Source organism: uncultured Bacteroides sp. (assembly GCF_902491285.1).
Lineage (GTDB): Bacteria > Bacteroidota > Bacteroidia > Bacteroidales > Bacteroidaceae > Bacteroides.
This window is the reverse complement of record NZ_CABUHK010000056.1, coordinates 1-25948: the sequence shown is the minus strand read 5'-3', so window position 1 is coordinate 25948 and position 25948 is coordinate 1. Positions and strand designations below refer to the sequence as shown.

Annotated in this window: 20 protein-coding genes; 12 read left to right on the top strand and 8 right to left on the bottom strand. The window is 44.8% G+C overall.

Annotated features, from left to right (window positions below; genetic code table 11):
* Positions 1 to 1809 (bottom strand): DNA helicase RecQ, encoded by a 1809-nt coding sequence (recQ, locus tag RDN93_RS14580; protein ID WP_308746186.1) that lies wholly within the window; start codon positions 1807 to 1809, stop codon positions 1 to 3.
* A 270-nt stretch (positions 1810 to 2079) separates the two neighbouring features.
* On the opposite strand from recQ, the gene RDN93_RS14575 reads away from it, so the two are divergent.
* The 7 genes from RDN93_RS14575 (at position 2080) to RDN93_RS14545 (ending at position 9404) form a co-directional block, all read left to right on the top strand.
* The gene (locus tag RDN93_RS14575) at positions 2080 to 2544 is read left to right on the top strand and encodes an AraC family transcriptional regulator (protein WP_004301101.1); all 465 of its coding nucleotides are present in this window, start codon (positions 2080 to 2082) and stop codon (positions 2542 to 2544) included.
* Positions 2545 to 2638: 94 nt separating this feature from the next.
* Positions 2639 to 4687 (top strand): dihydrofolate reductase, encoded by a 2049-nt coding sequence (locus RDN93_RS14570; protein ID WP_308746185.1) that lies wholly within the window; start codon positions 2639 to 2641, stop codon positions 4685 to 4687.
* A 7-nt stretch (positions 4688 to 4694) separates the two neighbouring features.
* Positions 4695 to 5354, top strand: coding sequence for a DNA alkylation repair protein (locus RDN93_RS14565; RefSeq protein ID WP_308746184.1), 660 nt, complete (start codon positions 4695 to 4697; stop codon positions 5352 to 5354).
* An 80-nt stretch (positions 5355 to 5434) separates the two neighbouring features.
* Positions 5435 to 5917 (top strand): transcriptional repressor, encoded by a 483-nt coding sequence (locus RDN93_RS14560; protein ID WP_308746196.1) that lies wholly within the window; start codon positions 5435 to 5437, stop codon positions 5915 to 5917.
* Between the two features lie 2 nt (positions 5918 to 5919).
* On the top strand, positions 5920 to 7191 hold the full coding sequence (locus tag RDN93_RS14555; protein ID WP_308746183.1) for an adenylosuccinate synthase: 1272 nt from the start codon (positions 5920 to 5922) through the stop codon (positions 7189 to 7191).
* 105 nt (positions 7192 to 7296) lie between these two features.
* Positions 7297 to 8604 carry an alpha-L-fucosidase gene (locus RDN93_RS14550; protein WP_308746182.1) on the top strand — a complete coding sequence of 436 codons (1308 nt, stop codon included), beginning with the start codon at positions 7297 to 7299 and terminating at the stop codon, positions 8602 to 8604.
* Positions 8605 to 8723: 119 nt separating this feature from the next.
* Positions 8724 to 9404, top strand: a complete 681-nt coding sequence (locus RDN93_RS14545) for a zinc metallopeptidase (RefSeq protein ID WP_004301089.1) — start codon at positions 8724 to 8726, stop codon at positions 9402 to 9404.
* A gap of 118 nt (positions 9405 to 9522) precedes the next feature.
* Here the strand turns inward: RDN93_RS14545 and RDN93_RS14540 are convergent, their stop codons facing one another.
* Entirely contained in the window at positions 9523 to 11118 is a 1596-nt protein-coding gene (locus tag RDN93_RS14540) for a hypothetical protein (protein WP_308746181.1), read from the bottom strand.
* Between the two features lie 160 nt (positions 11119 to 11278).
* Here RDN93_RS14540 and hisS point away from each other — a divergent pair, with 160 nt between their 5' ends.
* Positions 11279 to 12643 carry a histidine--tRNA ligase gene (gene hisS, locus RDN93_RS14535; RefSeq protein WP_308746180.1) on the top strand — a complete coding sequence of 455 codons (1365 nt, stop codon included), beginning with the start codon at positions 11279 to 11281 and terminating at the stop codon, positions 12641 to 12643.
* Positions 12644 to 12781: 138 nt separating this feature from the next.
* Here hisS and RDN93_RS14530 read toward each other — a convergent pair whose 3' ends face one another.
* The 5 genes from RDN93_RS14530 to RDN93_RS14510 all read right to left on the bottom strand — a co-directional run bounded on the left by RDN93_RS14530 (position 12782) and on the right by RDN93_RS14510 (position 20723).
* Positions 12782 to 15325, bottom strand: coding sequence for a S9 family peptidase (locus RDN93_RS14530; protein ID WP_308746179.1), 2544 nt, complete (start codon positions 15323 to 15325; stop codon positions 12782 to 12784).
* Positions 15326 to 15412: 87 nt separating this feature from the next.
* Positions 15413 to 16627, bottom strand: coding sequence for a [FeFe] hydrogenase H-cluster maturation GTPase HydF (gene hydF, locus RDN93_RS14525; protein ID WP_308746178.1), 1215 nt, complete (start codon positions 16625 to 16627; stop codon positions 15413 to 15415).
* A gap of 56 nt (positions 16628 to 16683) precedes the next feature.
* Entirely contained in the window at positions 16684 to 18105 is a 1422-nt protein-coding gene (gene hydG / locus RDN93_RS14520) for a [FeFe] hydrogenase H-cluster radical SAM maturase HydG (protein ID WP_308746177.1), read from the bottom strand.
* Positions 18106 to 18232: 127 nt separating this feature from the next.
* Positions 18233 to 19273 (bottom strand): [FeFe] hydrogenase H-cluster radical SAM maturase HydE, encoded by a 1041-nt coding sequence (gene hydE, locus RDN93_RS14515; protein WP_308746176.1) that lies wholly within the window; start codon positions 19271 to 19273, stop codon positions 18233 to 18235.
* Positions 19254 to 20723 (bottom strand): 4Fe-4S dicluster domain-containing protein, encoded by a 1470-nt coding sequence (locus RDN93_RS14510; RefSeq protein WP_308746175.1) that lies wholly within the window; start codon positions 20721 to 20723, stop codon positions 19254 to 19256. The genes hydE and RDN93_RS14510 overlap by 20 nt, the downstream gene beginning before the upstream one ends.
* Before the next feature lie 145 nt (positions 20724 to 20868).
* Here RDN93_RS14510 and RDN93_RS14505 point away from each other — a divergent pair, with 145 nt between their 5' ends.
* Together RDN93_RS14505 and RDN93_RS14500 are read left to right on the top strand one after the other, a co-directional pair.
* Positions 20869 to 21042, top strand: a complete 174-nt coding sequence (locus RDN93_RS14505) for a hypothetical protein (protein ID WP_175628684.1) — start codon at positions 20869 to 20871, stop codon at positions 21040 to 21042.
* 74 nt (positions 21043 to 21116) lie between these two features.
* Positions 21117 to 21665, top strand: a complete 549-nt coding sequence (locus RDN93_RS14500) for an NUDIX hydrolase (protein ID WP_308746174.1) — start codon at positions 21117 to 21119, stop codon at positions 21663 to 21665.
* 834 nt (positions 21666 to 22499) lie between these two features.
* Here the strand turns inward: RDN93_RS14500 and RDN93_RS14495 are convergent.
* Entirely contained in the window at positions 22500 to 23546 is a 1047-nt protein-coding gene (locus RDN93_RS14495) for a L,D-transpeptidase (protein WP_308746173.1), read from the bottom strand.
* 245 nt (positions 23547 to 23791) lie between these two features.
* On the opposite strand from RDN93_RS14495, the gene RDN93_RS14490 reads away from it, so the two are divergent.
* Both RDN93_RS14490 and groL read left to right on the top strand, forming a co-directional pair.
* Positions 23792 to 24064, top strand: a complete 273-nt coding sequence (locus RDN93_RS14490) for a co-chaperone GroES (RefSeq protein ID WP_004314007.1) — start codon at positions 23792 to 23794, stop codon at positions 24062 to 24064.
* Positions 24065 to 24107: 43 nt separating this feature from the next.
* Positions 24108 to 25745 carry a chaperonin GroEL gene (gene groL, locus RDN93_RS14485; RefSeq protein ID WP_308746172.1) on the top strand — a complete coding sequence of 546 codons (1638 nt, stop codon included), beginning with the start codon at positions 24108 to 24110 and terminating at the stop codon, positions 25743 to 25745.
* The last annotated feature ends 203 nt before the right edge of the window (positions 25746 to 25948 follow it).

The following is a 25948-nucleotide window of genomic DNA, read 5'->3' as shown; positions in this document are numbered from 1 at the left end:
TTATTCCACGAACTGCTTAATCAGCTTGACGAAATCTTTTCCGTATTTCCTCTTTTTATATTCCCCGATACCGCTGATTTCTCCGAACTCTTCAATAGTGGTAGGACGTGAAATACTGAGCAGATGCAAGACCTTGTCCGACAATACAATATAGGCGGGCAGGCCTTCCTGGTCGGCAAGCTGTTTTCTCAATCCGCGCAATGCTTCGAACAAATCTTCGCTTTCGCCGCCTGCCGCACCGAAAGGAAGCTCTTTGGCGATAACCACTTTTTTCTTTTTTCCTTTTCGGGTAGCTGTTTCCTCATGGTGGATAACTGCCAATGTAGCTTGAGCCCTTCCGAAAAGGATATCACTTCCGCTTGACGTTATCTTGAGATGGTTATTCTCATTATAAGCAATCTCGAAATAGCCGAGTTGGAGCATTTGGAGCAGATAATCCTGCCAGTCACGAGGTGGAATGTCGCGCCCGGCACCAAAAGTCTTAAGTTCCTGGTATCCTTTTCCGGTCACTTCCGCGGAGTAGTTTCCACGAAGAATATCAATCAATACACCTGTACTGATTTGCTGTTCCGCACGTGCGATGGCACTTAACGCTTTTTGCACGATGACTGTGCCGTCAAACCGTTGAGGGGGATTTTTACAAACATCGCAATTGCCGCAGTCTTCGGTAGTTGTTTCTCCGAAATAACTTAGCAGGATTCTTCTCCGGCAAATGTCCGCTTCCGCATACTGCTGCATACGTTGCAGCTTTTCAAGATTGATGTTTTGCTGGCTGCTCTCTGTGGCAAACTTGGTCAGCAATATTAAATCTCCCAGTGAATAAAACAAGACAGTGTCACTCGGCAGACCGTCACGTCCGGCGCGTCCTATCTCCTGATAAAAACTTTCTATACTTTTAGGCAGGTTATAGTGCATTACCCAACGGACATTCGACTTGTCGATACCCATTCCGAAAGCAATCGTGGCACATACCACCTGAATCCGGTCATTGATAAAATCATCCTGCGTCTCGTCTCTTTGTTGAGTGGACAATCCGGCGTGATAAACTCCGCAACGGATACCCTGCTTCTGCAACATCTGAGCTACTGTCTCCGTCTTGTTACGGCTCATACAGTAAATGATTCCGCTTGCTCCCTCGTGGCGGTGAATAAACTCAAGGATGGCTTTATTCTTTTCCTTTGCCTGGAACCCGCGCTTTACCGTCAGGCTGATATTGGGGCGGTCGAAAGAGGATATGAAGGTGCGAGGTTCGATAAGATGCAGTTGGCGAATAATATCTCCGCGGGTGATTTTATCTGCGGTGGCAGTCAAAGCAACAATCGGCACTTGCGGAAATTGCCGGTGGAGTACTCCCATTTGAGTGTATTCCGGGCGAAAGTCGTGTCCCCATTGCGAAATACAGTGGGCTTCATCAATAGCGAACAGAGAAATATGCATATCTCGCAATAAATAGTCTTTTTCCGCCAACAGTTTTTCAGGTGAAATGTAAAGTAGCTTTAATCGTCCCTCAATGCAGGCACGGCGCAGGTTGGCGTTTTCAGTTTCATCATTGCTGCTGTTCAGCGCTCCGGCGGCAACTCCGTTTGCCAGCAATGCCTCTACCTGGTCTTTCATTAATGAAATCAACGGGGATACTACAACGGCAGTACCTTCACTGAGCAAGGCGGGGAGTTGGTAACAGATAGATTTTCCCCCACCGGTAGGCATTAGCACTAATGCATCCTTTTTATCGAGGATGTGGCGTATTATATCTTCTTGCAGGGGACGGAAACTGTCGTATCCGAAGTGCTTTTTTAGAGTTTCTCTCATGGACGCTTGTTTTTAACTGGCTGCAAAGGTACGTTTTTCTTTGACAATTCCCGCAGTGTGTAGATTTCTGTTTCCGAGATGAAATATAAAAAGGTTAAAGTTTCTTATTATTCGGGCTTATTCCCTCTTTTTCAAGGTTTTTGATTGTTTTATTAGAAAAAAAATGCACAAAATAATTGTGTGTTTAAAAAAAAAGTAAGACATTTGTAACATGTAACGTTGCAAATATGCAATTATTAACAAATGAACAAACCCTAACCAGTTAATTCAATGAGTGATTTAGAGAACAAAAAAACGGAAGAAACTCCGAAAAAACGTCCCTACAATTTGAGGGAAAAGAAAGAAAAAAAGGCTGCATACAGGTCATTAATCAGACCGGAATTGGCAGACGAGTTGTATGACAAGATTCTGAATATTATCGTTGTACAGAAGAAGTACAAGGATCCTGACTATTCAGCGAAAGACTTGGCGAAAGAGCTTAAAACGAACACTCGTTACCTTTCTGCAGTAGTAAACTCACGTTTCGGCATGAACTATTCTTGTCTGTTGAATGAATACAGAGTAAAAGATGCTTTGCATTTATTGACTGACAAGCGTTATGCAGACAAAAATGTGGAAGAGATTAGCGCTATGGTTGGCTTTGCAAATCGTCAATCTTTTTACGCTGCATTTTACAAGAACGTAGGTGAGACTCCTAACGGATACCGCAAAAAACATTTGGAAAACAAAAAGTAATTGCGCATTCCGAATTTGATTGAAAGGAATTACCTCTAAATGAAAAATTTTGGAGATAATTCCTTTTCTTATTTAATTAATCAACACTAGCATTATGAATAAACATCTTATTTCAATGGCTGTGGCTGCCACGATTCTGACATCGTGCGGTGGAGCCAAAACAACAACTGCCGAGGCAGATAAATTTGATTATACAGTGGAACAATTTGCAGACTTACAGATTTTGCGTTATAAAGTCCCCGGATTTGAGGAGCTGACGCTGAAACAGAAAGAACTGATTTATTATCTGACAGAGGCCGCTCTCGAAGGAAGGGATATTCTGTTTGACCAGAATGGGAAGTATAATTTGAGAATCCGCCGGATGCTCGAAGCAGTATATACGAATTACCAGGGGGATAAAACGACTCCTGATTTCAAGAATATGGAAGTGTACTTGAAGAGAGTATGGTTCTCCAATGGTATTCATCATCATTATGGTACGGAGAAATTTGTACCCGGATTCTCACAGGATTTCTTGAAGCAGGCTGTACTCGGGCTTGACGTCACACTGCTTCCGTTGGCGGAAGGACAAACTGCCGAACAGCTTTGCGATGAGCTCTTCCCGGTCATCTTCGATCCGGCTGTCATGCCGAAGCGGGTGAACCAGGCGGATGGCGAGGATCTTGTACTGACTTCCGCTTGTAACTATTATGACGGAGTGACGCAGAAAGAAGCGGAAGATTTCTATAATGCGATGAAAGATCCGAAAGATGAAACTCCGGTTTCGTATGGTCTGAACAGCCGTTTGGTGAAAGAGAACGGTAAGTTGCAGGAAAAAGTATGGAAGGTAGGCGGACTCTATACGCAGGCTATTGAGAAAATCGTTTATTGGTTGAAGAAAGCCGAAGGGGTAGCGGAGAACGACGCACAGAAAGCGGTTATCTCCAAGCTGATTCAGTTCTATGAAACCGGCAGCCTGAAAGATTTCGACGAATATGCCATCCTTTGGGTGAAAGATTTGGATTCGCGAATCGACTTTGTGAACGGATTCACGGAAAGCTATGGTGACCCGCTGGGAATGAAGGCTAGCTGGGAATCATTGGTGAACTTCAAGGATATGGAGTCTACACACCGCACGGAGATTATCAGCAGCAACGCGCAGTGGTTCGAGGATCATTCGCCGGTGGACAAGGCTTTCAAGAAAGACGAAGTGAAAGGTGTATCGGCAAAAGTTATCACTGCCGCTATCCTTGCAGGGGATCTTTATCCGGCAACTGCTATCGGCATCAACCTGCCGAACGCCAACTGGATTCGTGCACATCACGGTTCCAAGTCGGTGACTATCGGCAATATCACGGATGCCTATAACAAGGCGGCTCACGGAAACGGATTCAATGAAGAGTTTGTTTACAGCGATACGGAAAGACAATTGATTGATATTTATGCCGACCTGACGGATGAACTGCACACAGACTTGCACGAATGTCTGGGACACGGTTCCGGCAAGCTGCTTCCAGGGGTAGACCCTGACGCACTGAAGGCTTACGGCTCTACGATTGAAGAAGCGCGTGCCGACTTGTTCGGTTTGTATTACGTGGCTGACCCGAAACTGGTGGAACTGAAGCTTCTCTCTTCTCCCGAAGCTTACAAGGCTCAGTATTATACGTATCTGATGAACGGTCTGATGACACAGTTGGTACGTATCGAACCGGGAAATACGGTGGAAGAAGCTCATATGCGTAACCGCCAGTTAATCGCCCGTTGGGTATTCGAGAAGGGGGCAGCCGACAAGGTAGTGGAGCTGGTGAAGAAAGACGGAAAGACATATGTCGTTATCAATGACTATGAGAAAGTACGTGAGCTGTTCGGTGAATTGCTCGCCGAAATTCAGCGTATCAAGTCGACAGGCGACTTCGAAGCAGCCCGCTCCTTAGTAGAAAATTACGCTGTAAAGGTAGACCCGGCTTTGCATGCTGAAATATTGGAGCGTTATAAGAAACTGAATCTGGCTCCATATAAAGGTTTCGTAAATCCGAAATATGAATTGGTGACAGACGAGAATGGAAACATTACCGATGTCACGGTGGCTTATGATGAAGGGTATGTGGAACAAATGCTGCGTTACAGCAAGGATTATTCTCCGCTTCCTTCAGTAAACAACTAATCTGAAAATGGATATTAAAGAACAACTTAAAGATATCAAAACACAGCTCCGTCTCTCAATGAACGGGGCTGTGTCCCAAAGTATGCGTGAAAAAGGGCTGGTGTACAAACTCAATTTCGGAGTGGAACTGCCCCGTATCAAAATGATTGCCGAAGGCTACGAAAAGAATCACGATCTGGCGCAAGCCTTGTGGAAAGAGGAGATTCGGGAATGTAAGATTCTGGCAGCCATGCTTCAACCGATTGAGACTTTCTATCCCGAGATTGCTGATATTTGGGTGGAAGACATCCGGAATATCGAAATCGCGGAGCTGACTTGTATGAACCTGTTCCAGAATCTGCCGTATGCTCCCGCCAAGTCTTTTCACTGGATTGCCGATGAGCGCGAGTATGTGCAGACCTGTGGTTTCCTGACTGCTGCCCGGCTGCTGATGAAGAAAGGGGATATGACCGAACGGGCTTCCGGCGAACTGCTCGACCAGGCTATGTGCAACGTCCATTCCGAGAGTTATCATGTGAGGAATGCGGCTTTGCTGGTGATCCGGAAATATATGCAGCATAGTGAAGAGCACGCTTTCCAGATATGCCGTCTGGTGGAAGGAATGGCTGATTCCTCAGTAGAAGGTGAGCGGATGCTTTATAATATGGTGAAAGCGGAGACAGAATGACTACTCTGATAAATATCAAAGAAATCCTTTTGCGTTCCGCAAAAAAGGCTTAACTTTGTTCGCGCTAATTTTGGCTGATGATGGAAACTCAAAACGTGAAAGATACAGTAAGGCAGATATTCACGGAATATCTCACAGCGAACGGGCATCGTAAGACTCCTGAGCGCTACGCCATACTCGATACTATCTATTCTATCGACGGTCATTTCGATATCGATATGCTCTATTCGCGGATGATGGACCAGGAGAATTTCCGGGTAAGCCGGGCAACCCTCTACAATACCATTATTCTTCTTATCAATGCACGGCTGGTCATTAAGCACCAATTCGGAACTTCCTCCCAATACGAAAAATCATATAACCGCGAGACACATCATCACCAGATATGTACGCAATGCGGTAAAGTGACCGAGTTTCAGAACGAGGATTTGCAGCATGCCATTGAAAATACGAAATTAAGCCGTTTTCAACTTTCGCATTATTCCTTATATATATATGGAATATGCAGCAAGTGCGACAGAGCTAACAAAAAGAAGAAAGTTAATAACAACAATAAAAAATAAAGATGAAAGTAGATGTTCTTTTAGGATTACAATGGGGCGACGAAGGTAAAGGAAAAGTAGTCGACGTTTTAACACCTAAGTACGATGTGGTTGCCCGTTTCCAGGGCGGCCCGAATGCCGGTCATACACTTGAGTTCGAGGGACAGAAGTATGTGCTTCGTTCTATTCCTTCCGGTATTTTTCAGGGAAACAAGGTAAACATCATCGGTAACGGTGTGGTACTTGACCCGGCACTGTTCAAAGCAGAGGCCGAGGCGCTTGAAGCATCAGGCCATCCGTTGAAAGAACGTTTGCACATTTCAAAGAAAGCTCATCTTATTCTTCCTACACACCGCATCCTCGATGCTGCTTACGAAGCTGCCAAGGGGGACGCAAAAGTAGGAACTACCGGTAAGGGGATCGGCCCTACTTATACGGATAAAGTTAGCCGTAATGGTGTCCGTGTAGGTGATATCCTTCACAACTTCGAACAGAAATATGCTGCTGCAAAAGCACGCCACGAACAAATCTTGAAGAGTCTGAACTATGAGTATGACCTGACGGAACTGGAAAAGGCATGGTTGGAAGGCATCGAATATCTGAAGCAATTCCATTTCGTAGACAGCGAACATGAAGTGAATAACCTGTTGAAGGATGGCAAGAGCGTTCTTTGTGAGGGTGCTCAGGGTACTATGCTCGATATTGATTTCGGTTCGTATCCGTTTGTGACTTCTTCCAATACTGTTTGCGCAGGTGCTTGTACCGGACTGGGAGTGGCTCCCAACCGTATCGGAGAAGTGTATGGTATCTTCAAGGCTTATTGTACGCGTGTAGGTGCAGGACCGTTCCCGACAGAATTGTTTGACGAAACCGGTGACAAGATGTGTACATTGGGACATGAGTTCGGTTCGGTGACAGGACGTAAACGTCGTTGCGGATGGATTGACCTGGTAGCGTTGAAGTATTCCGTTATGATAAACGGCGTAACCAAATTGATTATGATGAAGAGCGATGTGCTCGATACTTTCGATACAATCAAAGCTTGTGTGGCTTACAAACTGGATGGCGAGGAAATTGATTACTTCCCGTACGATATCACTGACGGCGTGGAACCTGTATATGCGGAACTTCCGGGCTGGCAGACTGATATGACAAAGATGCAGAGCGAAGATGAATTTCCGGAAGAATTCAACGCTTATCTGACTTTCTTGGAAGAACAGCTTGGTGTGGAAATCAAGATTGTATCTGTTGGACCGGACAGGGCACAGACTATCGAACGTTATACTGAAGAATAACAATCTGGAAATTATATAGAGGGAAGGCGGAGTTTTTTTTATCTCCGCCTTTCTTGTTCAGACCTTTTGTTATCTATTTTTTAATACACATAAATAATCGCGCGTATGAAAACACGTTTTATTACTTTTCTTTTATTGCTCGCAATGGGCGTTAGTGCATTTGCACAGTCCTCTTCTTACCAACCCACCGAAGAGAATCTGAAAGCACGTCAGGAATTTCAGGACAATAAGTTTGGTATTTTCCTTCATTGGGGATTGTATGCCATGCTCGCTACCGGTGAGTGGACTATGACAAACAATAATCTGAATTATAAGGAATATGCCAAACTGGCAGGCGGCTTCTATCCTTCCAAGTTTGATGCGGACAAATGGGTGGAGGTTATCAAGGCTTCGGGAGCGAAATATATCTGTTTCACTACCCGCCATCACGAGGGATTTTCCATGTTCGATACCAAATATTCGGATTATAATGTAGTGAAAGCGACTCCTTTCAAGCGCGACATCGTGAAGGAACTGGCAGCCGCTTGTGCGAAGCATGGAATCAAGCTTCATTTCTACTATTCACATCTCGACTGGATGCGCGAAGATTATCCCTGGGGACGTACAGGACGGGGAACGGGACGCCCGAATCCGAAAGGAGATTGGAAAAGCTATTATCAATTCATGAATAATCAATTGACGGAACTGTTGACAAACTACGGTCCGATAGGCGCTATTTGGTTTGATGGATGGTGGGATCAGGACAGGAACAAAAATTTCGACTGGGAGTTGCCTGAACAATACGCATTGATTCATAAACTCCAACCCGGATGCCTTGTCGGCAATAATCATCATCAGGTGCCTTTTGCGGGGGAAGATATTCAGATTTTCGAACGTGACCTGCCCGGTGAAAATTCAGCGGGACTTTCCGGACAGGATGTAAGCCATCTGCCGTTGGAGACTTGCGAAACGATGAACGGTATGTGGGGATATAAGATTACCGACCAGAACTATAAGTCTACGAAAACACTGATTCATTACTTGGTGAAGGCAGCCGGTAAGGATGCCAATCTTTTGATGAATATCGGCCCTCAGCCCGATGGGGAGCTTCCAGCGGTGGCAGTAGAACGTTTGGCGGAAATGGGAGAGTGGATGAAGCAGTATGGCGAAACTATCTACGGAACACGTAGCGGTGCGGTTGCTCCGCACGACTGGGGAGTGACGACGCAGAAAGGTAATAAACTTTATGTGCATATCCTCAATCTGGAAGATAAAGCGTTGTTCCTGCCTTTGACAGATAAGAAAGTGAAGAAAGCGGTGTTGTTCAAAGACCAGTCTCCGGTTCGCTTTACTAAAACGAAAGCAGGTGTTTTGCTGGAGTTTGCCGATGTGCCGAAAGATATTGACTATGTAGTAGAACTTACAATTGACTAATTTTTAGATAATTCTTCATAAAAGCAAGGGGAAACTATCCTGACATTGGTAGTTTCCCCTTACTTTTGGCAAGTAATTTGTTTATAGAGATAGAGAGTAATAATTAAAATGAAAAGTATATGATGTCTTATTGGGTATTATTTATTGGAATTGCCGTAGTAAGTTGGCTGGTACAGATGAATTTGCAGAACAAGTTCAAGAAGTACTCCAAGATTCCTACAGGGAATGGCATGACAGGACGCGATGTAGCTTTGAAAATGTTGCATGACAATGGAATTTATGATGTACAGGTTACACATACTCCGGGCAGATTGACCGACCACTACAACCCTACTAATAAAACAGTGAATTTGAGTGAAGGGGTCTATGAAAGTAATAGCATAATGGCGGCTGCCGTGGCAGCACATGAATGTGGACACGCTGTGCAGCATGCACGTATGTATGCCCCGTTGAAAATGCGTAGTGCGTTGGTTCCGGTTGTGAACTTTGCGTCTTCCATTATGACATGGGTATTGTTGGGTGGTATCTTGTTGATAAACAGTTTCCCGCAATTGCTGTTGGCAGGTATTATCCTGTTTGCTATGACTACCCTGTTCAGTTTTATCACGCTGCCGGTGGAAATCAATGCAAGTAAGCGTGCACTCGTTTGGTTGAGCTCGTCCGGCATTACTAACTCGTACAATCATGCACAGGCAGAAGATGCTCTTCGTTCCGCTGCTTATACGTATGTAGTTGCTGCATTGGGCTCATTGGCTACATTGGTTTACTATATCATGATTTTCATGGGTAGAAGAGACTAAAAAAAAGGAGTATGCGGGTTTTGCATGGCTCCCTCTATATAAAACAAAACGTCTCCATAGACTTGAAATGCTATGGAGACGTTTGTTTTATATGCTGAATTTTATTCTTTATTTCTGTTCATTCGTAATAAGTATATTCTCTTTCTTCGTATAATACAGGTTTGTCATCAATAAACTTGATGCGCTTTTTCCAGTTGCCATGCTTGTCATTATAGAATTTATATACGAATTTTACAGGTGGCTCATTGTTTATCGCTTCCGTGCCGGAAATAACTTCTCCACGGGTACTGTATTGATAAGTATAACTCCGTTCGTTTCCGGGAGTACCTGTTTTTTCCTCAACGATTCTGCCTTTGGTATTCCATATGCGGGTTATCGGTTGAAACTCCGTCCCCTTGGCTTCCGCCGGGGCAACCAGTATTTGTTTCATAATCAGATTACCGTATGGGTCGTATTGGTTGCGGACATCGCTGTATTTTGAACCGTCTTTGCCGAAGCATAATTCTGCAATACAATTGCCTTCTCCGTCATAACGGAAAATTGTCTTGCGCAGCATTTCATTGTTGGCATCCATCAAGGATTTACTTTTCACTCTGCCGTCATCGTTGTACGTCAACAACGAAGTGCTTTCTATTTTGGCATTGGGTAGTTTTTCTATTTCCTTCTCTACGTTCCCATTAGCGTCATATACATATTCGGTAGTACCTTTCGGTATGCCTGTATCCGAGAAATGTGAAACCATTGTCTTTCGTCCGTCCTTATCAAATTTACAGATGAAGAAGTTCCCTTTCTTCTGTCCTCTGTTGATGATGTCGGGACCGTTGGGAAGCGCTATGTACGAAGTCTGGTGTACGGTTTTCACTTTTCCTTGGAGCAACAGTGCTTTCCAGTCCGTATCTTCCGTTCCGGCATATTCGATGGTACGCATGACGATATATTCCGGGTTGGCACCATTGTATTCTATACGTTTAATCCAGTTGCCGTATTGGTCATAGGACATATCCACTCTTTTGCTTTTAGGAGCTTTATATCGTGCAAACTTCCCTTCCGAGTAAGGCTTTAATGGTATTGTGTCTTTTTTTTGCAGTTTCCGGTTGCCGGGATTGCCATTCTTGTTCAGCGTACTTTCTTCAATGACTTCCGTGACCTGCCCTTCATCGTTGTAGAGGATATTCATCGCTTCACGGTATGTTCTTTCTTTGGATTCTCTTGAAGGAGAGTAGATTACTCCTGCATGGATTCTTTGTATGATTAGCCCGGCTTCGTTGCGTATAATAGTGTCTATTCCTACTACAGTCCGTTGGGCATTAAGTTTCTTCTTACCGTCCATCCTGCCTTGTGCGTCATAATGATATTGATATACATCGCTGACTCCGCCTTTTTTGATAGAGGCGATGACTTCCTCTATTACATTCCCGGCTTTATCGTAAACGAAGATTATCTTATTGTCGGCACTTCCGTCCGGCTTTAGTGAGTTCTCTGCTATCTTCCGTCCGTTACGGTCATATCTTACAAAATGAATCTGGTCGACAACGGCACCTGCTGCCCATGCGGTATCTTTTTGTATAGCCTGATGTACCGTAGTGCGGGTACTTTTGAAGGGCGGGGTATTCTGGATATTGTTTTGTGCCAGTATCGGCATTGCCAAAAGTGAAGCAGTAATAAAAAGAATTTTCGTCTTTTTTATCGGGCACATAGTAGTTGTATTCATCATATTTCCGGTCTTTAAAGTTTCCAAAAGTGTAATGCCGCTCTCTGTTTGGAAAGTTTTGCATAACTTGGGGTACAATATTGAGCATTTTTTCAGATATATGCAAGCGTTGCTCGGAAATTTGCAGTAAATTTGCGCAATTAAAATTATAAACAGTAATATTATGGCAGCAAAACCAAGTATTCCTAAAGGAACTCGTGACTTTTCGCCGGTAGAAATGGCGAAGCGTAATTATATATTCAATACGATTCGTGACGTATATCATTTGTATGGTTTCCAACAGATAGAGACTCCGTCGATGGAGATGCTTTCCACACTGATGGGAAAATACGGTGACGAAGGAGATAAGCTACTCTTTAAGATTCAGAACTCTGGAGATTATTTCTCCGGTATCACTGACGAAGAATTGTTGAGCCGTAATGCTGCGAAGCTGGCAAGCAAATTTTGTGAGAAAGGATTGCGTTATGACTTGACAGTGCCTTTTGCCCGCTATGTGGTGATGCACCGTGATGAAATCACTTTCCCGTTCAAGCGCTATCAGATTCAGCCCGTGTGGCGTGCCGACCGTCCGCAGAAAGGACGTTATCGCGAATTTTATCAATGCGACGCTGACGTGGTAGGCAGTGATTCATTGCTGAACGAAGTGGAATTGATGCAGATTGTTGACACGGTATTCAGCCGTTTCAATATCCGTGTATGTATTAAGATTAATAACCGTAAGATTCTTTCCGGCATTGCAGAGATTATCGGCGAATCGGATAAGATTGTCGACATCACCGTAGCGATAGACAAACTGGATAAAATCGGGCTGGATAATGTGAATGCCGAGTTGAGAGATAAGGGTATCAGTGATGAGGCTATCGCCAAGTTGCAGCCGATAATCCTTCTCAGCGGAACAAATGCGGAGAAGCTCGCGACATTGAAAGAAGTACTGTCAGCCAGTGAAGTAGGGTTGAAGGGAGTGGAAGAAAGCGAATTTATTCTGAATACATTGGAAGCAATGGGATTGAAGAATGAAATCGAACTCGACCTGACGCTGGCTCGCGGACTGAACTATTATACAGGTGCTATTTTTGAAGTAAAAGCACTGGATGTACAAATCGGAAGTATCACAGGTGGCGGTCGTTATGACAACCTGACCGGTGTATTCGGTATGGCAGGAGTTTCGGGTGTCGGCATCTCTTTCGGTGCAGACCGTATTTTCGATGTATTGAATCAACTCGACCTTTATCCGAAAGAAGCCGTGAACGGAACGGAAATCCTGTTTATCAACTTCGGTGAAAAGGAAGCTGCTTTCTCTATGGGAATTCTGGCTAAAGTGCGCGCTGCCGGTATCCGTGCGGAGATTTTCCCGGATGCTGCGAAGATGAAGAAGCAGATGAGCTATGCCAATGCGAAAAATATTCCGTTTGTAGCCATTGTCGGCGAAAACGAGATGAACGAAGGAAAGGTGATGTTGAAGAATATGGAGACAGGAGAACAGAATCTTGTTTCGGCAGAAGAGTTGATTGCTGCTGTGAAGAAATAAGCAGGGACAATTATAGGATAAATTGATAATATAATAAAAGGTGTCGTTGAATGTAGAATCAGCGACACCTTTATTATTTAAGAGATTGTACGTTTCGGAATTTGTAGATGGAAGATGATAACGGAGTTACAATCAGGATTACAGATGACGTTCCGGATATAGCTCATTCCACCATTCGGGACGGTCTTGTAGCCAGCGTGCAAACCATGCCATGATAGAATTGTGCCATTTGATACGCTTGTCGTAATCTGAAATGAAATGGTTTTCGCCATCCACTGTGATAAACTCTACGGTCTTGCCTAATATCTTCAGCGCATTGAAAAGCTGGATACTTTCTCCGATGGGTACATTCGTATCCACTGTGCCATGTAGCAATAATAACGGAGTGTTAATCTTGTCGGCATTGAACAGGGAGCCTTGTTTGGTAAACAGTTCCGGGTTATTCCAGGGATAACTGTCGGCAGCCGCAATAGCATTGTATGAATATCCCCAATAACCTTCTCCCCAATAGCTCGTCACGTCACTGATACCAGCATGGGATACGGCAGCAGCGAAAATATCGGTCTGAGTTTGCAGATATTGAGTCATAAATCCACCGTACGAAGCACCGAGGCATCCGATTTTTTTCGCATCCACAAAAGAATGTTCCTTGCAGAACTGTTTCGTTCCTTCGATAATATCATCCGCAGTACGCTTTCCCCAAGCATTGACGTGGCGTGCGGAAAACTCCTGTCCGAAGCCGATAGTACCGCTGGGCTGGATGACATATACTACATAATCACGTGATGCGAACAGTTGGGCACAGTACGGGTTTCCGATGCCGCGTGTCGTAGGAGTGGTGCCACCGTAGTAGTAAACGATTAGCGGATACTTCTTGTTGGGGTCGAAGTCAGGGGGAAGACACATCTTTCCGGTGATAACCGTTCCGTCCGAAGCCGTGAAGTTCCAAGGTTCGGTTTTGCCTAATTCAATTTTATCCAGAATCGGTTTCATCGGGTCGGCAAGCAAACGGGAAGTCTTTTTCTTCATATCGTAGAGATAGGCAACTCCCGAATTGGTATCCGACTGGCCGATATAGGCAGCGATAGACGGATTGTATTCCGACAGGGTGAAAGTGCTGACAACATCTACTTCGAGGTTCAACTTTTCGAAATTACTGTTTTTCGGAGAATAACGGTAGATATTCTTGCAGTCGCCGTCATCCGTGTTGAAGTAAATGCAACCGTCTCCGCGATTCCATTGCAATGGGCTGACGGTAGGATTGAAGTTTTTGGTTATCGGTTGAATCTTGCGTGTAGCCAAATCCATGATAAAGGCTTGTGTGTCGAAATCGTTGGCAATGGGTTGATTGCCGCAGTTCTTGCCAATACCGCCGAACGCTTCGGGGCTTGCAGTCAGTAACAACTGTTTTCCGTCCGGTGAATAGCTGGCGCCACCCAGGAATCTTTCGTTATGGAAAAGAGTATCTACCTTCAAAGTCTCCAAGTCTACCAAATAGAGAGAAGACAAAGAGAAAGGACGTTGGGTGATATTTTCTTTGGAAGTGCTGTATACCATATACTTTCCGTCGGGAGAAATATCCTGCAAGTAGGTGCTGTGATTGCCGTAAGTCAGCCGTTCGGAAACTCCGTTGGCAATGTCATACTTAGCCAGGAAACTGCGTCCCCGGGTATTGGGAATCCGGTCTGCCGGACTTACAATGCGGCGGAGAGCACCTGTCTCATTTTTCCCTTCTTCCCTGGGGTAATAAATAAGGAAATCTTCATTGGGCGACCAGGTGAAACTTTGTTCGGGAATTCCTTTTAAAATAACCTCTTCGCGAAGAGTGGCAGGGTCGAGTGCGATTACGTCGTTTCCGCTTAGGGCAGTGACGGTATAATACAGCTTGTCACTTTTCGGCATCCATCGCATACCATCTCTTACATTATCCAAAAGAACTTTTCCGGTTTTCAAGTCGCTGAGTTCGCAATAAGTGCGCGAACGTTTGGCGGAATGATTATTCCAGTAGCGGGTTAATAAATACTTTCCGCTGGGAGAGATGGCGACAGAAATCGTCCGGTTGCCATATACGGTATTGTCAAGCGAGAAACGTTGCTTGGCGTCGGGAGCAAGCGTGCAGGCAATCTCTTTGAATTTCCCGTCTTTAATCAGTTCACATTTCAAGGTAGGGGCAACTTTGTCTTCCGAAGCGGAAAGTAGTTTGAAAGTAATCTCATAATCACGTTCAGGCTCCATGCTGATAGCTATTTCACGGGAAGAGGCGGAAGTGATACTGTCTTCGGCAGCATCTTTTGTCTGCTTGGAAACTCCGTCGATAAAGACTTCCCAGCGGACGGGAGAAGTGACCTTCAGCTTCCCTTTGAGGAAGCGTTCTGCACGTATTTGCGTTTTCAGCAGGTAGAGTTTATTGTTTTTCTCCGCTTTTTCCAGACTCAGATAACCTGCCGTATCAACAGTCAATGACTGCATTGGCGCATCCGGCAAATCCAGTACTACTGGAGTCTTGAGCAACATTTTCACGGAGTGTTTTTCTCCTTTCGGGTTAATGCTGTCGTTCATAACGGGAGTACGTACTTCGATAGCATTTCTTACTTTGTAGCTCGTCAGTCTCTCTTGTGCCCGGGTCTGAAAAGCAGTCCCGGTTGCCAGTAAAATGGCAAAGGCCATTCCTTTCTTTTTCATGTGTTGTAAGTTAATAAAGGGATTAATAATATAGTAAGACAAATGTAAGGAATATGTTCTTAGCATACAACTAAATAACTTCCTTTTTTAATATTCAATTTGTTCAAGTATCCCATTGAGGTAGGCAATGGCTACTCCGTAATTCGTCATAGGGATATGTTGCTTACGTGCACGGTCGATGCGGCTGAGCACATACTTGCGGTTGAACATACATGCTCCGCAATGAATGACTAAAGAATAAGGAGTCAAATCCTGTGGGAAATCCGTTCCGCCTACAATATCAATCTGCAGTTTCTCTCCGATTCTTTTTCGTAACAGGCGTGGGAGTTTCACTCTTCCGATGTCTTCGGAAAGGGGAGCATGTGTACAGGCTTCCGCTATCAGTACGCGCGATGATTCCGTCAGGCTTTCAATGGCGGCAGCACTTTCTACATAATAATGAATATCCCCTTTGTATCCCGCAAAGAGAACAGAGAAAGAAGTCAGTTTACTTTCTTCCGGTTTTTGCTCGTAGACGGTTTTAAAGATTTGTGAATCGGTGATGATTAACTTCGGCGGACGGGCAAGAGCCTGCAATGTTTCAGGAAATTTATCGGTAGTACAGGTCATTACAAGGCATTTCTTGTCCAGCAGTTCACGGATAGTCTGTACCTGCGGCAGGATGAGCCTGCCTTTGGGGGCTTGAATATCTTGTGGCATGACTAGCAACACGAGGTCATTCTCTGCGACAAGTGTTCCGGTGATGCTTTGCTGTCCGAAGTCTGAAGGAAGTTTTTCAAGAATCGCCTGCCGGATTTCTTCAATCCCTATTCCTTTTTTTGCGCTGACAAGTAACGGACGCTGGTTATATTGTAGCTCAATACGTGCGGCCACCGCATCAGTGTTTTCGCGTATATCAATTTTGTTCAGTATCAGGATGACAGGGATATTCTTCTCTTTCAGTAGCTTCAACATTTCATCTTCCGGTGACTTCAACTTTTCGTTTTTGCAAGAAGTTGAATCATCTTCACAAAGCAGTAGTGCAATGTCTGTTTTTTCAATCGCTTTCAATGTCTGGGCGATACGCATTTCGCCAAGTTCCCCCTCGTCGTCGAATCCCGGAGTATCGGTAAAAAGACAAGCACCGATGCCATGAATTTCCATTGCCTTGGAAACAAGGTCGGTTGTTGTTCCGGGCGTATCCGAGACGATGGCGGTATCCTGTCCTGTCAGCGCATTTACAAGAGAAGACTTGCCGCTGTTTCGTTTGCCGAAAAGGGCTATGTGAAGTCTGTTGGCGTTGGGAGTATCTGTCAAGCTCATGTTTATTAGTGATTAGTTTGTTAGTGATTAGTGATTAACGGGCTGCGCATTAATCACTAAAATCTAAAGTCTCTTTTGCCTTCGGCGATGGCTTTGAGGTTTCGGATGGCTATTTCTCTGATTTTGGGGTTGGGGATTCGTTCCGTTTCATTTAGGATGAGCCTTACCCCTTTTTGGCGAGTATCTTCCGAAGCATAATCTTCCAGGTATTCTTTCAAAGTCATTAATGCGTTCGGTGCGCAGCAATTTGCTATCTGACCGGATTTTACGAGTGCCATAAAGCGGTCGCCCGTCCGTCCTTCCCGATAACATGCCGTACAGAAACTGGGGATGTAGCCAAGTTCGAGTAACCAGTTTACTACCTCGTCCAATGTCCTCGTATCACTTACATCAAATTGGGCGGAGTTATTGTCGGGCAGTTCTTTTTCAGCATATCCGCCTACACTGGTACGCGAACCGCCGCTGATTTGTGAAATCCCCAGTTCGAGTACCTTTTCCCGGGATTCCTGCGACTCGCGTGTGGAGATAATCATTCCCGTATAGGGAACCGCAATGCGGATAATTGCTACAATCTTGCTGAATATCTCATCGGAAATGGCGTTCGGGAAATCTCCCGCGTCAATATCATCCGCCGAGCAAATACGCGGCACACTGATAGTATGCGGTCCTACACCGAACCGGGCTTCCAAGTGCTCGGCATGCATCAACAAGCCTGTAAAATCGTACCGGTATGTATTCAAACCGAAAAGTACGCCTATCCCTACATCGTCAATTCCCCCTTCCATGGCGCGGTCCATAGCTTCGGTATGATAAGCGTAGTTGCTTTTCGGGCCGGTAGGGTGGAGCGTTTCGTAGTTTTCCTTATGGTAAGTTTCTTGGAATAAGATATAAGTGCCGATGCCCGCTTCTTTTAAACGGCGGTAGTTTTCTACGGTGGTGGCGGCGATGTTGACATTCACCCGCCTTATCGCGCCGTTCTTATGCTTGATACTGTAAATCGTCCGGATAGATTCGAGGATATACTCTATCGTGTTCAGTGACGGATGCTCTCCGGCTTCGAGGGCAAGGCGTTTGTGTCCCATATCCTGCAAGGCAATCACTTCCCGTCGGATTTCTTCCTGTGTCAGTTTCTTACGTGCAATCGTTTTGTTCTTGGCGTGGTACGGGCAGTATATACAGCCGTTTACGCAATAATTCGACAGGTAAAGCGGCGCGAACATGACGATGCGGTTGCCGTAGAACTTCTGTTTGATTTCTTTGGCGAGATGAAAGATACGTTCTATCAGGTCAGGTTGGTCGCATTCCAGCAGGACGGCTGCCTCACGGTGGGTCAGTCCCCTGCACAGGGCAGCTTTTTCAATAAGTTGTTCAATCAGTGCACGGTTATCCTTGTTGTTTTGTGCGTATTCCAGTGTATCCAGAATCTCTTCGTGGTGGATAAATTCTTCTGCTTTTGATGAATTTGCTTGGTAGTTCATTTTTTAGTGATTAGTGGTTAGTGATTAATGGGCTTTGTGATGGGTGATGACCGAATTAGTGATTAGCTGAGTTCTATTACTGCATAGCTGTGTTACCACATGGCGTTAATCACTAATCACTATCCTGTTAACCACTGGAAAAGTCTCCTCTTTCGGTGGAAATCCTGTAGCCGATAGCGTTCAACTGCTTTTGCAGCATAGCCAGTCCTTCGGCGGATTCCGCTCCGAGTGAAGCCTTGTCATTGTATAATTCATATTTCTTCCGTTCTTCCCGGGGCGACAGGTTGGGCATTACCACATTTGCGCCTGCCAGTATTCCACGTTCCCTGCCGTCGGGAGCGAGCGTAGCCAGTGCCGTTGTTGCCGGAATCAATGCGGACGGGTGCATCAGGCGGAAGATGGACAGTAGAAGAAGGGTCTGTTCCACCGTACCGCTTGGGTATCCGGCAAAAGGCGTGTCATGGTGGGGCAGGAAAGGACCGATGCCAATCATTTCCGGACGAAGTTTTTCTATAAACCGGATATCCTCGATGATATGCTCCACCGTTTGCCCGGGACTGCCTACCATGATTCCTGTCCCCGTCTGATAACCGATATCCTTTAAATCCCGCAAACATTGCAAACGCTGTTTGCCGGACATCCCTGCCGGATGCAGTTGCCCGTAATGCAGTTCGTTGTAAGTTTCGTGACGAAGCAAATAGCGGTTGGCGCCTGCCCGGAAGAAACGTTCGTACGCTTCGCGCGACTTTTCACCGAGCGACAGTGTGATAGCGCAATCCGGATAGTTCTGCCGGATGGCGGCGACCGTTTTTTCTATCCGGTCGTCTGTCAGGGCAGGGTCTTCTCCGCCTTGCAGCACGAAAGTACGGAAACCCAGTTCATAGCCTTGCTTGCAGCAGTCCAGGATGCTTTCTTGCGTCAGTCGGTAGCGTTCGATGTTCGGGTTTCCTTTTCGGATGCCGCAGTAATAACAGTTATTCCGGCAGCAATTACTTACCTCAATCAGTCCGCGGATATAAACCTTGTTGCCGAAGTGGAGCAGGCTGACTTCCCGCGCCTGTTCATTGATGGTTCGCAAGGTCTCTGCGTCACATCCGGTCAACAATTGCCGGAACTCTTCCTGCCGGAGCGTTCTTTCCTGTCGGAGTTTATCTATCCATTGTTTCATAGCTCTCTTTCCGTTTGAGAAGCTCTTGTGCCAGTTGGCGACGTCCTGAAACAATATCATTGTGCGTACTTGGCCCGGTGATACATCCGCCTTCGCAAGCCATCACTTCGATAAACTGTCCGGCAGCTTTTCCTGTCTTGGCGCAAGCACGTAGCAGGGCAATGTTCTTCTTGTTGATATCCGATACCTGTATCGCGTTAATCTTCTCCGCTTCCTCTTTCAGATAAGCTTTGACTGCTCCCATCACGCCGCCTGCCTGCGCAAAGCCGTGTGCTTCGCGGACGGAAGTATGCAATACGGAGAATTCCTGCACTTGTTCCAACTGGATATCTAGTCCGTCGAGTATGGAACCTACTTCTTCAAATGTCAGGATGTAATCCACGGCTTCATCGCGGCGTGCCTCTTTACGTTTTGCCACGCAAGGGCCTACGAATACGACTTTTGCGTCGGGATGCTTCTCTTTGGCAATCCGTGCCGCATAATACATTGGCGAACCGGTGGTAGATACATAAGGTTTCATGTCCGGAATATGCTTCTCTACCAATTCTATATAGGAAGGGCAGCAGGAAGTAGTCATAAACTTCTGTCCCTCTCCCAGTTTCTCCAATAATTCGTGGGCTTCGTTGCTGGTAGTCGACATAGCTCCTTCGGCTACTTCAATCACATCGGTGAATCCTATTTCTTTAAAAGCACCGTACACTTGTCCGATGGAAGTTTTGAATTGTCCGAGAATGGACGGAGCGATGATGGCAACCATCTTTTCTCCCTTCCGAATCCGTTGCAGCACATCGAATGTCTGTGAAATCTCGAAGATGGCGCCGAACGGACAAGCATTCATGCACTTCCCGCAATAGATACATTTACTTTCGTCAATATGTTCTATTCCATGTTCATCTTTGCTGATGGCCTTTACCGGACAGGCTTCCTCGCAAGGTACGGGAATATACACAATGGCATGATAAGGACAGCTCTTGTGACAGATACCGCAACTGACACACGTATCGTGGTCAATCATGGCCTGACCGTTTTTCTTGAAGCGTATCGCACCCTTCGGGCAGTTCATATAGCAACTGCGGGCTACGCATCCGCGACAAAGGTTTGTAATCTCATAATTGATTTGTACGCAGGAAGAACATGCTTCGTCAATGACGCACATGATATTCTCCTTGTCCGGTTCGGGACGGCTCAGTGCCATGCGCGCGTAATCGGAAAGCGGAGTTACTTCGTCGTGTTCGTCTGTCATATCCAGTCCCATCAGCGGAAAAGTCTTGTATCTCCACACCGCCCGCTCTTTGTGTATGCAGCAACGTCCTAACGGTTTCGATTTCCGCGGACTCAGCTCGATCGGGAGTCGGTCTATCTTTTCTACTAACTGGTCGTTTTTCCAGAGTCTGACAAGGTCAGCCAGCAATTTGTGCCGGACAATCATAATATTATTCGTAAATGCCATATTGTAATAAAGAGGTTGTTAGTTAGCCGGTGCAAAGATACGAACAGAATTTCAATATTTAAGCCTTTTGTAACATTCTTGTCTTTTTTTTGTAGCCTTCGCATGTTATCTTTGTGGTGGACATAAAAGAAGAGGAGGCAGAGGTATGAACAGCAGTATTTTTGAACAACGCGGCCGCTTTGCAATGATTGGGGCATTGATGGTAATTATCAGTTTGATGTTTTTATTCTACATGGGAAGTTCTTTGGTTAGTTCGACCAAAAAATATCTGGAACAGATACAGGGAATAGAGATTACTTGTATTGATATTGATGAATAAAAGATAGAAAACTGAAAAAGGTGCGGTATTCCGGTGAAAATCATTATTTTTGTGCGGAAGAAAAACGAAACCTAATGGAAGAAAAGAATAAAGCCTGGAAAACGGTAAGTAGCAAGTATCTATTTCGCCGTCCATGGCTGACTGTACGCTGTGAAGATATGTTGCTTCCCAACGGAAACCATATCCCCGAATATTACATCTTAGAATATCCCGACTGGGTGAATACGATTGCCATCACGAAAGAAGGCAAATTTGTATTTGTCCGCCAGTACCGTCCTGGAATCCAGCGAACCTGTTATGAACTTTGTGCCGGTGTGTGTGAAGCAGAAGATGCTTCGCCATTAGTGTCCGCCCAGCGTGAACTGTGGGAGGAAACGGGCTATGGAAAAGGAAACTGGCAGGAATATATGGTGGTTTCCGCCAATCCGAGCACTCACACCAACCTGACACATTGCTTTCTTGCCACAGATGTGGAATTGATAGACCATCAGCATCTGGAAGATACCGAAGACCTTTCCGTTCATTTGCTCACCTTGGAAGAGGTAAGGAGCCTGCTTGAAAATAATGAAATCATGCAATCGCTGAACGCCGCTCCGCTTTGGAAATATATGGCTGGTTTATAAATTAAAATCATCATATAGCATCTCCCAAAAAAATAATTTTATGATTTTACCCTCATACCCTCATAGATTCACCCAATCCCTTTATTCATCGGTGTTACAGCTATGAGGGCAGGCTATAATAGCACCCTGAGAGTAAAAGTTACTCTCATACCAATTTTACGAATATTCAAGGTACTCACACATGGAACACGTAAGTAATCACTGTGTAGCATCCTTTGCTCGGACTTTTTCATGGCTTGAAACAGTTGGTTTCACGGTGAGAAACACTTTGTTTCGTGCCTTGAAACAGTTAGTTTCAAGGCACGAAACTGAAACTTTCCCTTGTTGAAACTTCTGTTTGCACGTGGGCTACAGATTGTCTGCCTGTATAAACAGATATTTCCTGTGTAGATTTGGTCTTATAATGGAATAGATTACAATAACTTCACCTGTACCTATTATCTCGTTCAACCTGTAACTTTAAGTAGCATTACTCCGTTTATCAGTCATTTTACATCACTTTTTATGTGTTAATACCTGGTTTCTCAACTATTAATGGTTGAAGTTTAGGGTGTTAATGCTTGAAGGAATAACTGTTAATACCTTGTGTTTCAGGTATTAGCATCTTGGTATTCGTTCGAATGGGTATGAGGGTAACTTTTACTCTCAGGGTGCTATTATAGCCTGCTCTCATAGCTGTAATACCGATGAATAAAGACTTTGAGATGATTTATGAGGGTATGAGGGTAAAATCATAAAATTATTTTTTGGGAGATGCTTCTATAAGTTAAAATAGAATTAGCCTATTAATGTACAAAGATTGATTAACCCGAATGCATACGGAAAAAGCTCCAATTATTCCAATACAAAAACAACAGTCTCATTCACGGGCGCCCAGTCATAAATAAACTTGGCGTGCGAAGTTGCATTTCGTACACACATATGCGAGCGTGGGGTTGTTCCTAATGACGGACTGTATTCTATCAGCGTTTTGCGGGGAGCATTGACTGGTACTCCATGAATATAAGCTCCATCCGTGAAACGACTGGCATAAGGTGCATAACCGCCTGTTTCTTTCGAACCGTCTTTGAGAAATACCATTTTGACTTTCTTTTCCTGTAATACAAACATACCTAAAGGAGTCTCCTGCGCATACGGCGGAAGGTGGCGTCCGGTAGTGGATGGATTCATGCTGCGTACTATCCATTCCCCTTTCCCACTACGTTCAAGAGAGGTGATATTCTGATTGTGCCGGTCTACGAAAACAGCTTTGTTGAAAACAATCGTATCTCCGATAACCTTGACATATTTCTTGGGAATCATCCATTCATCTCCCGTAAATATCGGCTCCGCTTTGACAAACTTTTCTCCGTCTTCTATAAAACGGGTCAGTTCACCGTCCTGTCCGTAACGCTCGGGAACGAGTGTGTCCGTCAGTAGATAGAGGGGAACGGATTGGTAGCGTTCTACTCCGAGAGTATCTGCCACCCGTCCGTAAGCATTTCTCTTGAAATTCCTTACAAGGGGAGCTTCCCCGTTCCTGTTCTTATAGTTCTGAAGAATAGCCCATGTGGTGGGTTGTAGCTGTATATTCTCAAGCAAGGCCAGCCGTTCTTTTATTTTATCCCATTGAAACTGCCGGGTAGTATCTTTATAAGGATAGGTGTCATCCAGTGTATATTTGTCATAGAGTAAATCTTTGGTGATATGTATCTGCTCCCCTGTCAGCTTTTCAACGACAGGTTTAGCGGCGGTTTCAGTAATCGTGTCCTGCATTAATGAATCCGATGGCTGGATTTCGGCAGACGAAATATCTCCTGTACGCGAATTACAGGAGCAGAAGATGCAAGAGGCGATAAATATGCCGGATGCTATTTTATTCATATTATTAGTACAATGCATTAAATGGTCTGTTTACGAATATACGTCATTATAAGGAATAAACCTTTTATTTTGTTTAAAAAGTATAGAACAAATATACTTTTTTGCCATAAGGTATGGGTTGTCAGTCATTTTGTCAGTCAATTTCTGACAAAGAATCATTTATCTACTTTGGCACGCTTTTCGCAATGTCTTTAGCGTTCCGCCTGAAAAAGACGGATAACATCTACCATATAAATGTATAACTAAAATATAAAAAAGTAACTATGAACATTAAACCATTAGCAGACAGAGTGCTTATCCTCCCTGCACCTGCAGAAGAAAAAACAATTGGTGGTATCATTATTCCTGATACAGCAAAAGAAAAACCTTTGAAGGGTGAAGTTGTGGCAGTAGGTCACGGTACGAAAGACGAAGAAATGGTATTGAAAGTAGGCGATACAGTTCTTTATGGTAAATATGCCGGAACAGAACTTGACGTTGAAGGTACTAAATATCTGATTATGCGTCAGAGCGATGTTCTCGCTGTTTTGGGTTAATTAATAATAGCAAATAGTAAATCTTTAAATAGTAAATAAAGAGATGGCAAAAGAAATATTATTCAATATCGATGCCCGTGACCAATTGAAAAAAGGTGTCGATGCTTTGGCAAATGCAGTAAAAGTAACTCTGGGCCCGAAAGGACGTAACGTTATCATCGAGAAGAAATTCGGTGCTCCGCACATCACAAAAGACGGTGTGACAGTAGCAAAAGAAATCGAATTGGCAGATGCTTATCAGAACACCGGTGCACAACTGGTGAAAGAAGTTGCTTCCAAGACTGGTGACGATGCCGGTGACGGTACAACTACTGCAACTGTTCTCGCTCAGGCTATCGTAGCTGAAGGACTGAAGAACGTGACTGCAGGTGCCAGTCCGATGGATATCAAACGTGGTATCGACAAGGCCGTTGCCAAAGTGGTAGAATCAATCAAATCACAGGCTGAGACAGTAGGTGACAACTATGAGAAAATCGAACAGGTTGCTACCATATCTGCAAACAATGACCCGGTAATCGGTAAATTGATTGCTGACGCTATGCGTAAAGTTTCTAAGGACGGTGTTATCACTATCGAGGAAGCAAAAGGAACTGACACTACTATCGGTGTAGTGGAAGGTATGCAGTTCGACCGTGGTTATCTGTCGGCTTACTTCGTGACAAATACGGAAAAGATGGAATGTGAGATGGAGAAACCTTACGTCCTGATTTACGACAAGAAGATTTCCAATTTGAAAGATTTCTTGCCTATCCTCGAACCGGCTGTACAGACTGGTCGTCCTCTGTTGGTAATCGCAGAAGACGTAGATAGCGAAGCGTTGACTACACTGGTAGTAAACCGTCTGCGTTCTCAGTTGAAGATTTGTGCTGTGAAGGCTCCGGGCTTCGGCGACCGTCGTAAAGAAATGCTTGAAGATATCGCTATCCTGACAGGTGGTGTTGTTATCAGCGAAGAAAAAGGTCTGAAACTGGAACAAGCTACCATCGAAATGTTGGGTACTGCCGACAAGGTAACTGTTTCTAAAGATAACACAACTATCGTGAACGGTGCCGGCAACAAAGATAGCATCAAGGAACGTTGCGAGCAAATCAAGGCTCAGATTGTTGCAACCAAGTCTGACTATGACCGTGAGAAATTGCAGGAACGTCTGGCTAAATTGTCAGGTGGGGTAGCTGTTCTTTACGTAGGTGCTGCTTCTGAAGTGGAAATGAAAGAAAAGAAAGACCGCGTAGACGATGCATTGCGTGCAACTCGTGCCGCTATCGAAGAGGGTATCATCCCGGGTGGTGGTGTAGCTTACATCCGTGCTATCGACAGTATCGAAGACTTGAAGGGTGACAATGCTGACGAAACGACAGGTATTGGCATTATCAAACGTGCTATTGAAGAACCGCTTCGCGAAATTGTGGCAAATGCAGGTAAAGAAGGTGCGGTAGTTGTTCAGAAGGTACGTGAAGGCAAAGGTGATTTCGGTTACAACGCACGTACGGACGTTTACGAAAACCTGCACGCTGCCGGTGTAGTAGACCCTGCCAAGGTGGCTCGTGTAGCTTTGGAAAATGCAGCTTCTATCGCTGGTATGTTCCTGACTACCGAATGTGTAATCGTAGAAAAGAAGGAAGACAAACCAGAAATGCCGATGGGCGCTCCCGGAATGGGAGGCATGGGCGGAATGATGTAATTCCGGTTTCCTTTGAATGAATATAAGAGTCGCTTTCGGATTTCCGAAAGCGACTCTTTTTTTATTAACTTCTCCGAAACTTAAATGATTCTACTTTTGTTTGTCCAACGTATTCTTGGTAATGAGAATACGTGTATATTTATCGTCAAATTTATTAATAAAAAGTGAGATGTTGAAAGTATTAACATTTATGAAGCAGGTAG

Excerpts from the sequence above, each read along its gene's own strand:
- RDN93_RS14490 (WP_004314007.1), top strand. The coding sequence starts at position 23,792 with ATGAACATTAAACCATTAGCAGACAGAGTGCTTATCCTCCCTGCACCT.
- RDN93_RS14500 (WP_308746174.1), top strand. The coding sequence starts at position 21,117 with ATGGAAGAAAAGAATAAAGCCTGGAAAACGGTAAGTAGCAAGTATCTA.
- hydF (WP_308746178.1), bottom strand. The coding sequence starts at position 16,627 with ATGAGCTTGACAGATACTCCCAACGCCAACAGACTTCACATAGCCCTT.
- RDN93_RS14540 (WP_308746181.1), bottom strand. The coding sequence starts at position 11,118 with ATGATGAATACAACTACTATGTGCCCGATAAAAAAGACGAAAATTCTT.
- hisS (WP_308746180.1), top strand. The coding sequence starts at position 11,279 with ATGGCAGCAAAACCAAGTATTCCTAAAGGAACTCGTGACTTTTCGCCG.
- RDN93_RS14560 (WP_308746196.1), top strand. The coding sequence starts at position 5,435 with ATGGAAACTCAAAACGTGAAAGATACAGTAAGGCAGATATTCACGGAA.
- hydE (WP_308746176.1), bottom strand. The coding sequence starts at position 19,273 with ATGAAACAATGGATAGATAAACTCCGACAGGAAAGAACGCTCCGGCAG.
- RDN93_RS14565 (WP_308746184.1), top strand. The coding sequence starts at position 4,695 with ATGGATATTAAAGAACAACTTAAAGATATCAAAACACAGCTCCGTCTC.
- hydG (WP_308746177.1), bottom strand. The coding sequence starts at position 18,105 with ATGAACTACCAAGCAAATTCATCAAAAGCAGAAGAATTTATCCACCAC.
- RDN93_RS14530 (WP_308746179.1), bottom strand. The coding sequence starts at position 15,325 with ATGAAAAAGAAAGGAATGGCCTTTGCCATTTTACTGGCAACCGGGACT.
- groL (WP_308746172.1), top strand. The coding sequence starts at position 24,108 with ATGGCAAAAGAAATATTATTCAATATCGATGCCCGTGACCAATTGAAA.
- RDN93_RS14495 (WP_308746173.1), bottom strand. The coding sequence starts at position 23,546 with ATGCATTGTACTAATAATATGAATAAAATAGCATCCGGCATATTTATC.
- RDN93_RS14510 (WP_308746175.1), bottom strand. The coding sequence starts at position 20,723 with ATGGCATTTACGAATAATATTATGATTGTCCGGCACAAATTGCTGGCT.
- RDN93_RS14545 (WP_004301089.1), top strand. The coding sequence starts at position 8,724 with ATGATGTCTTATTGGGTATTATTTATTGGAATTGCCGTAGTAAGTTGG.
- RDN93_RS14570 (WP_308746185.1), top strand. The coding sequence starts at position 2,639 with ATGAATAAACATCTTATTTCAATGGCTGTGGCTGCCACGATTCTGACA.
- RDN93_RS14555 (WP_308746183.1), top strand. The coding sequence starts at position 5,920 with ATGAAAGTAGATGTTCTTTTAGGATTACAATGGGGCGACGAAGGTAAA.
- RDN93_RS14550 (WP_308746182.1), top strand. The coding sequence starts at position 7,297 with ATGAAAACACGTTTTATTACTTTTCTTTTATTGCTCGCAATGGGCGTT.
- RDN93_RS14505 (WP_175628684.1), top strand. The coding sequence starts at position 20,869 with ATGAACAGCAGTATTTTTGAACAACGCGGCCGCTTTGCAATGATTGGG.
- RDN93_RS14575 (WP_004301101.1), top strand. The coding sequence starts at position 2,080 with ATGAGTGATTTAGAGAACAAAAAAACGGAAGAAACTCCGAAAAAACGT.
- recQ (WP_308746186.1), bottom strand. The coding sequence starts at position 1,809 with ATGAGAGAAACTCTAAAAAAGCACTTCGGATACGACAGTTTCCGTCCC.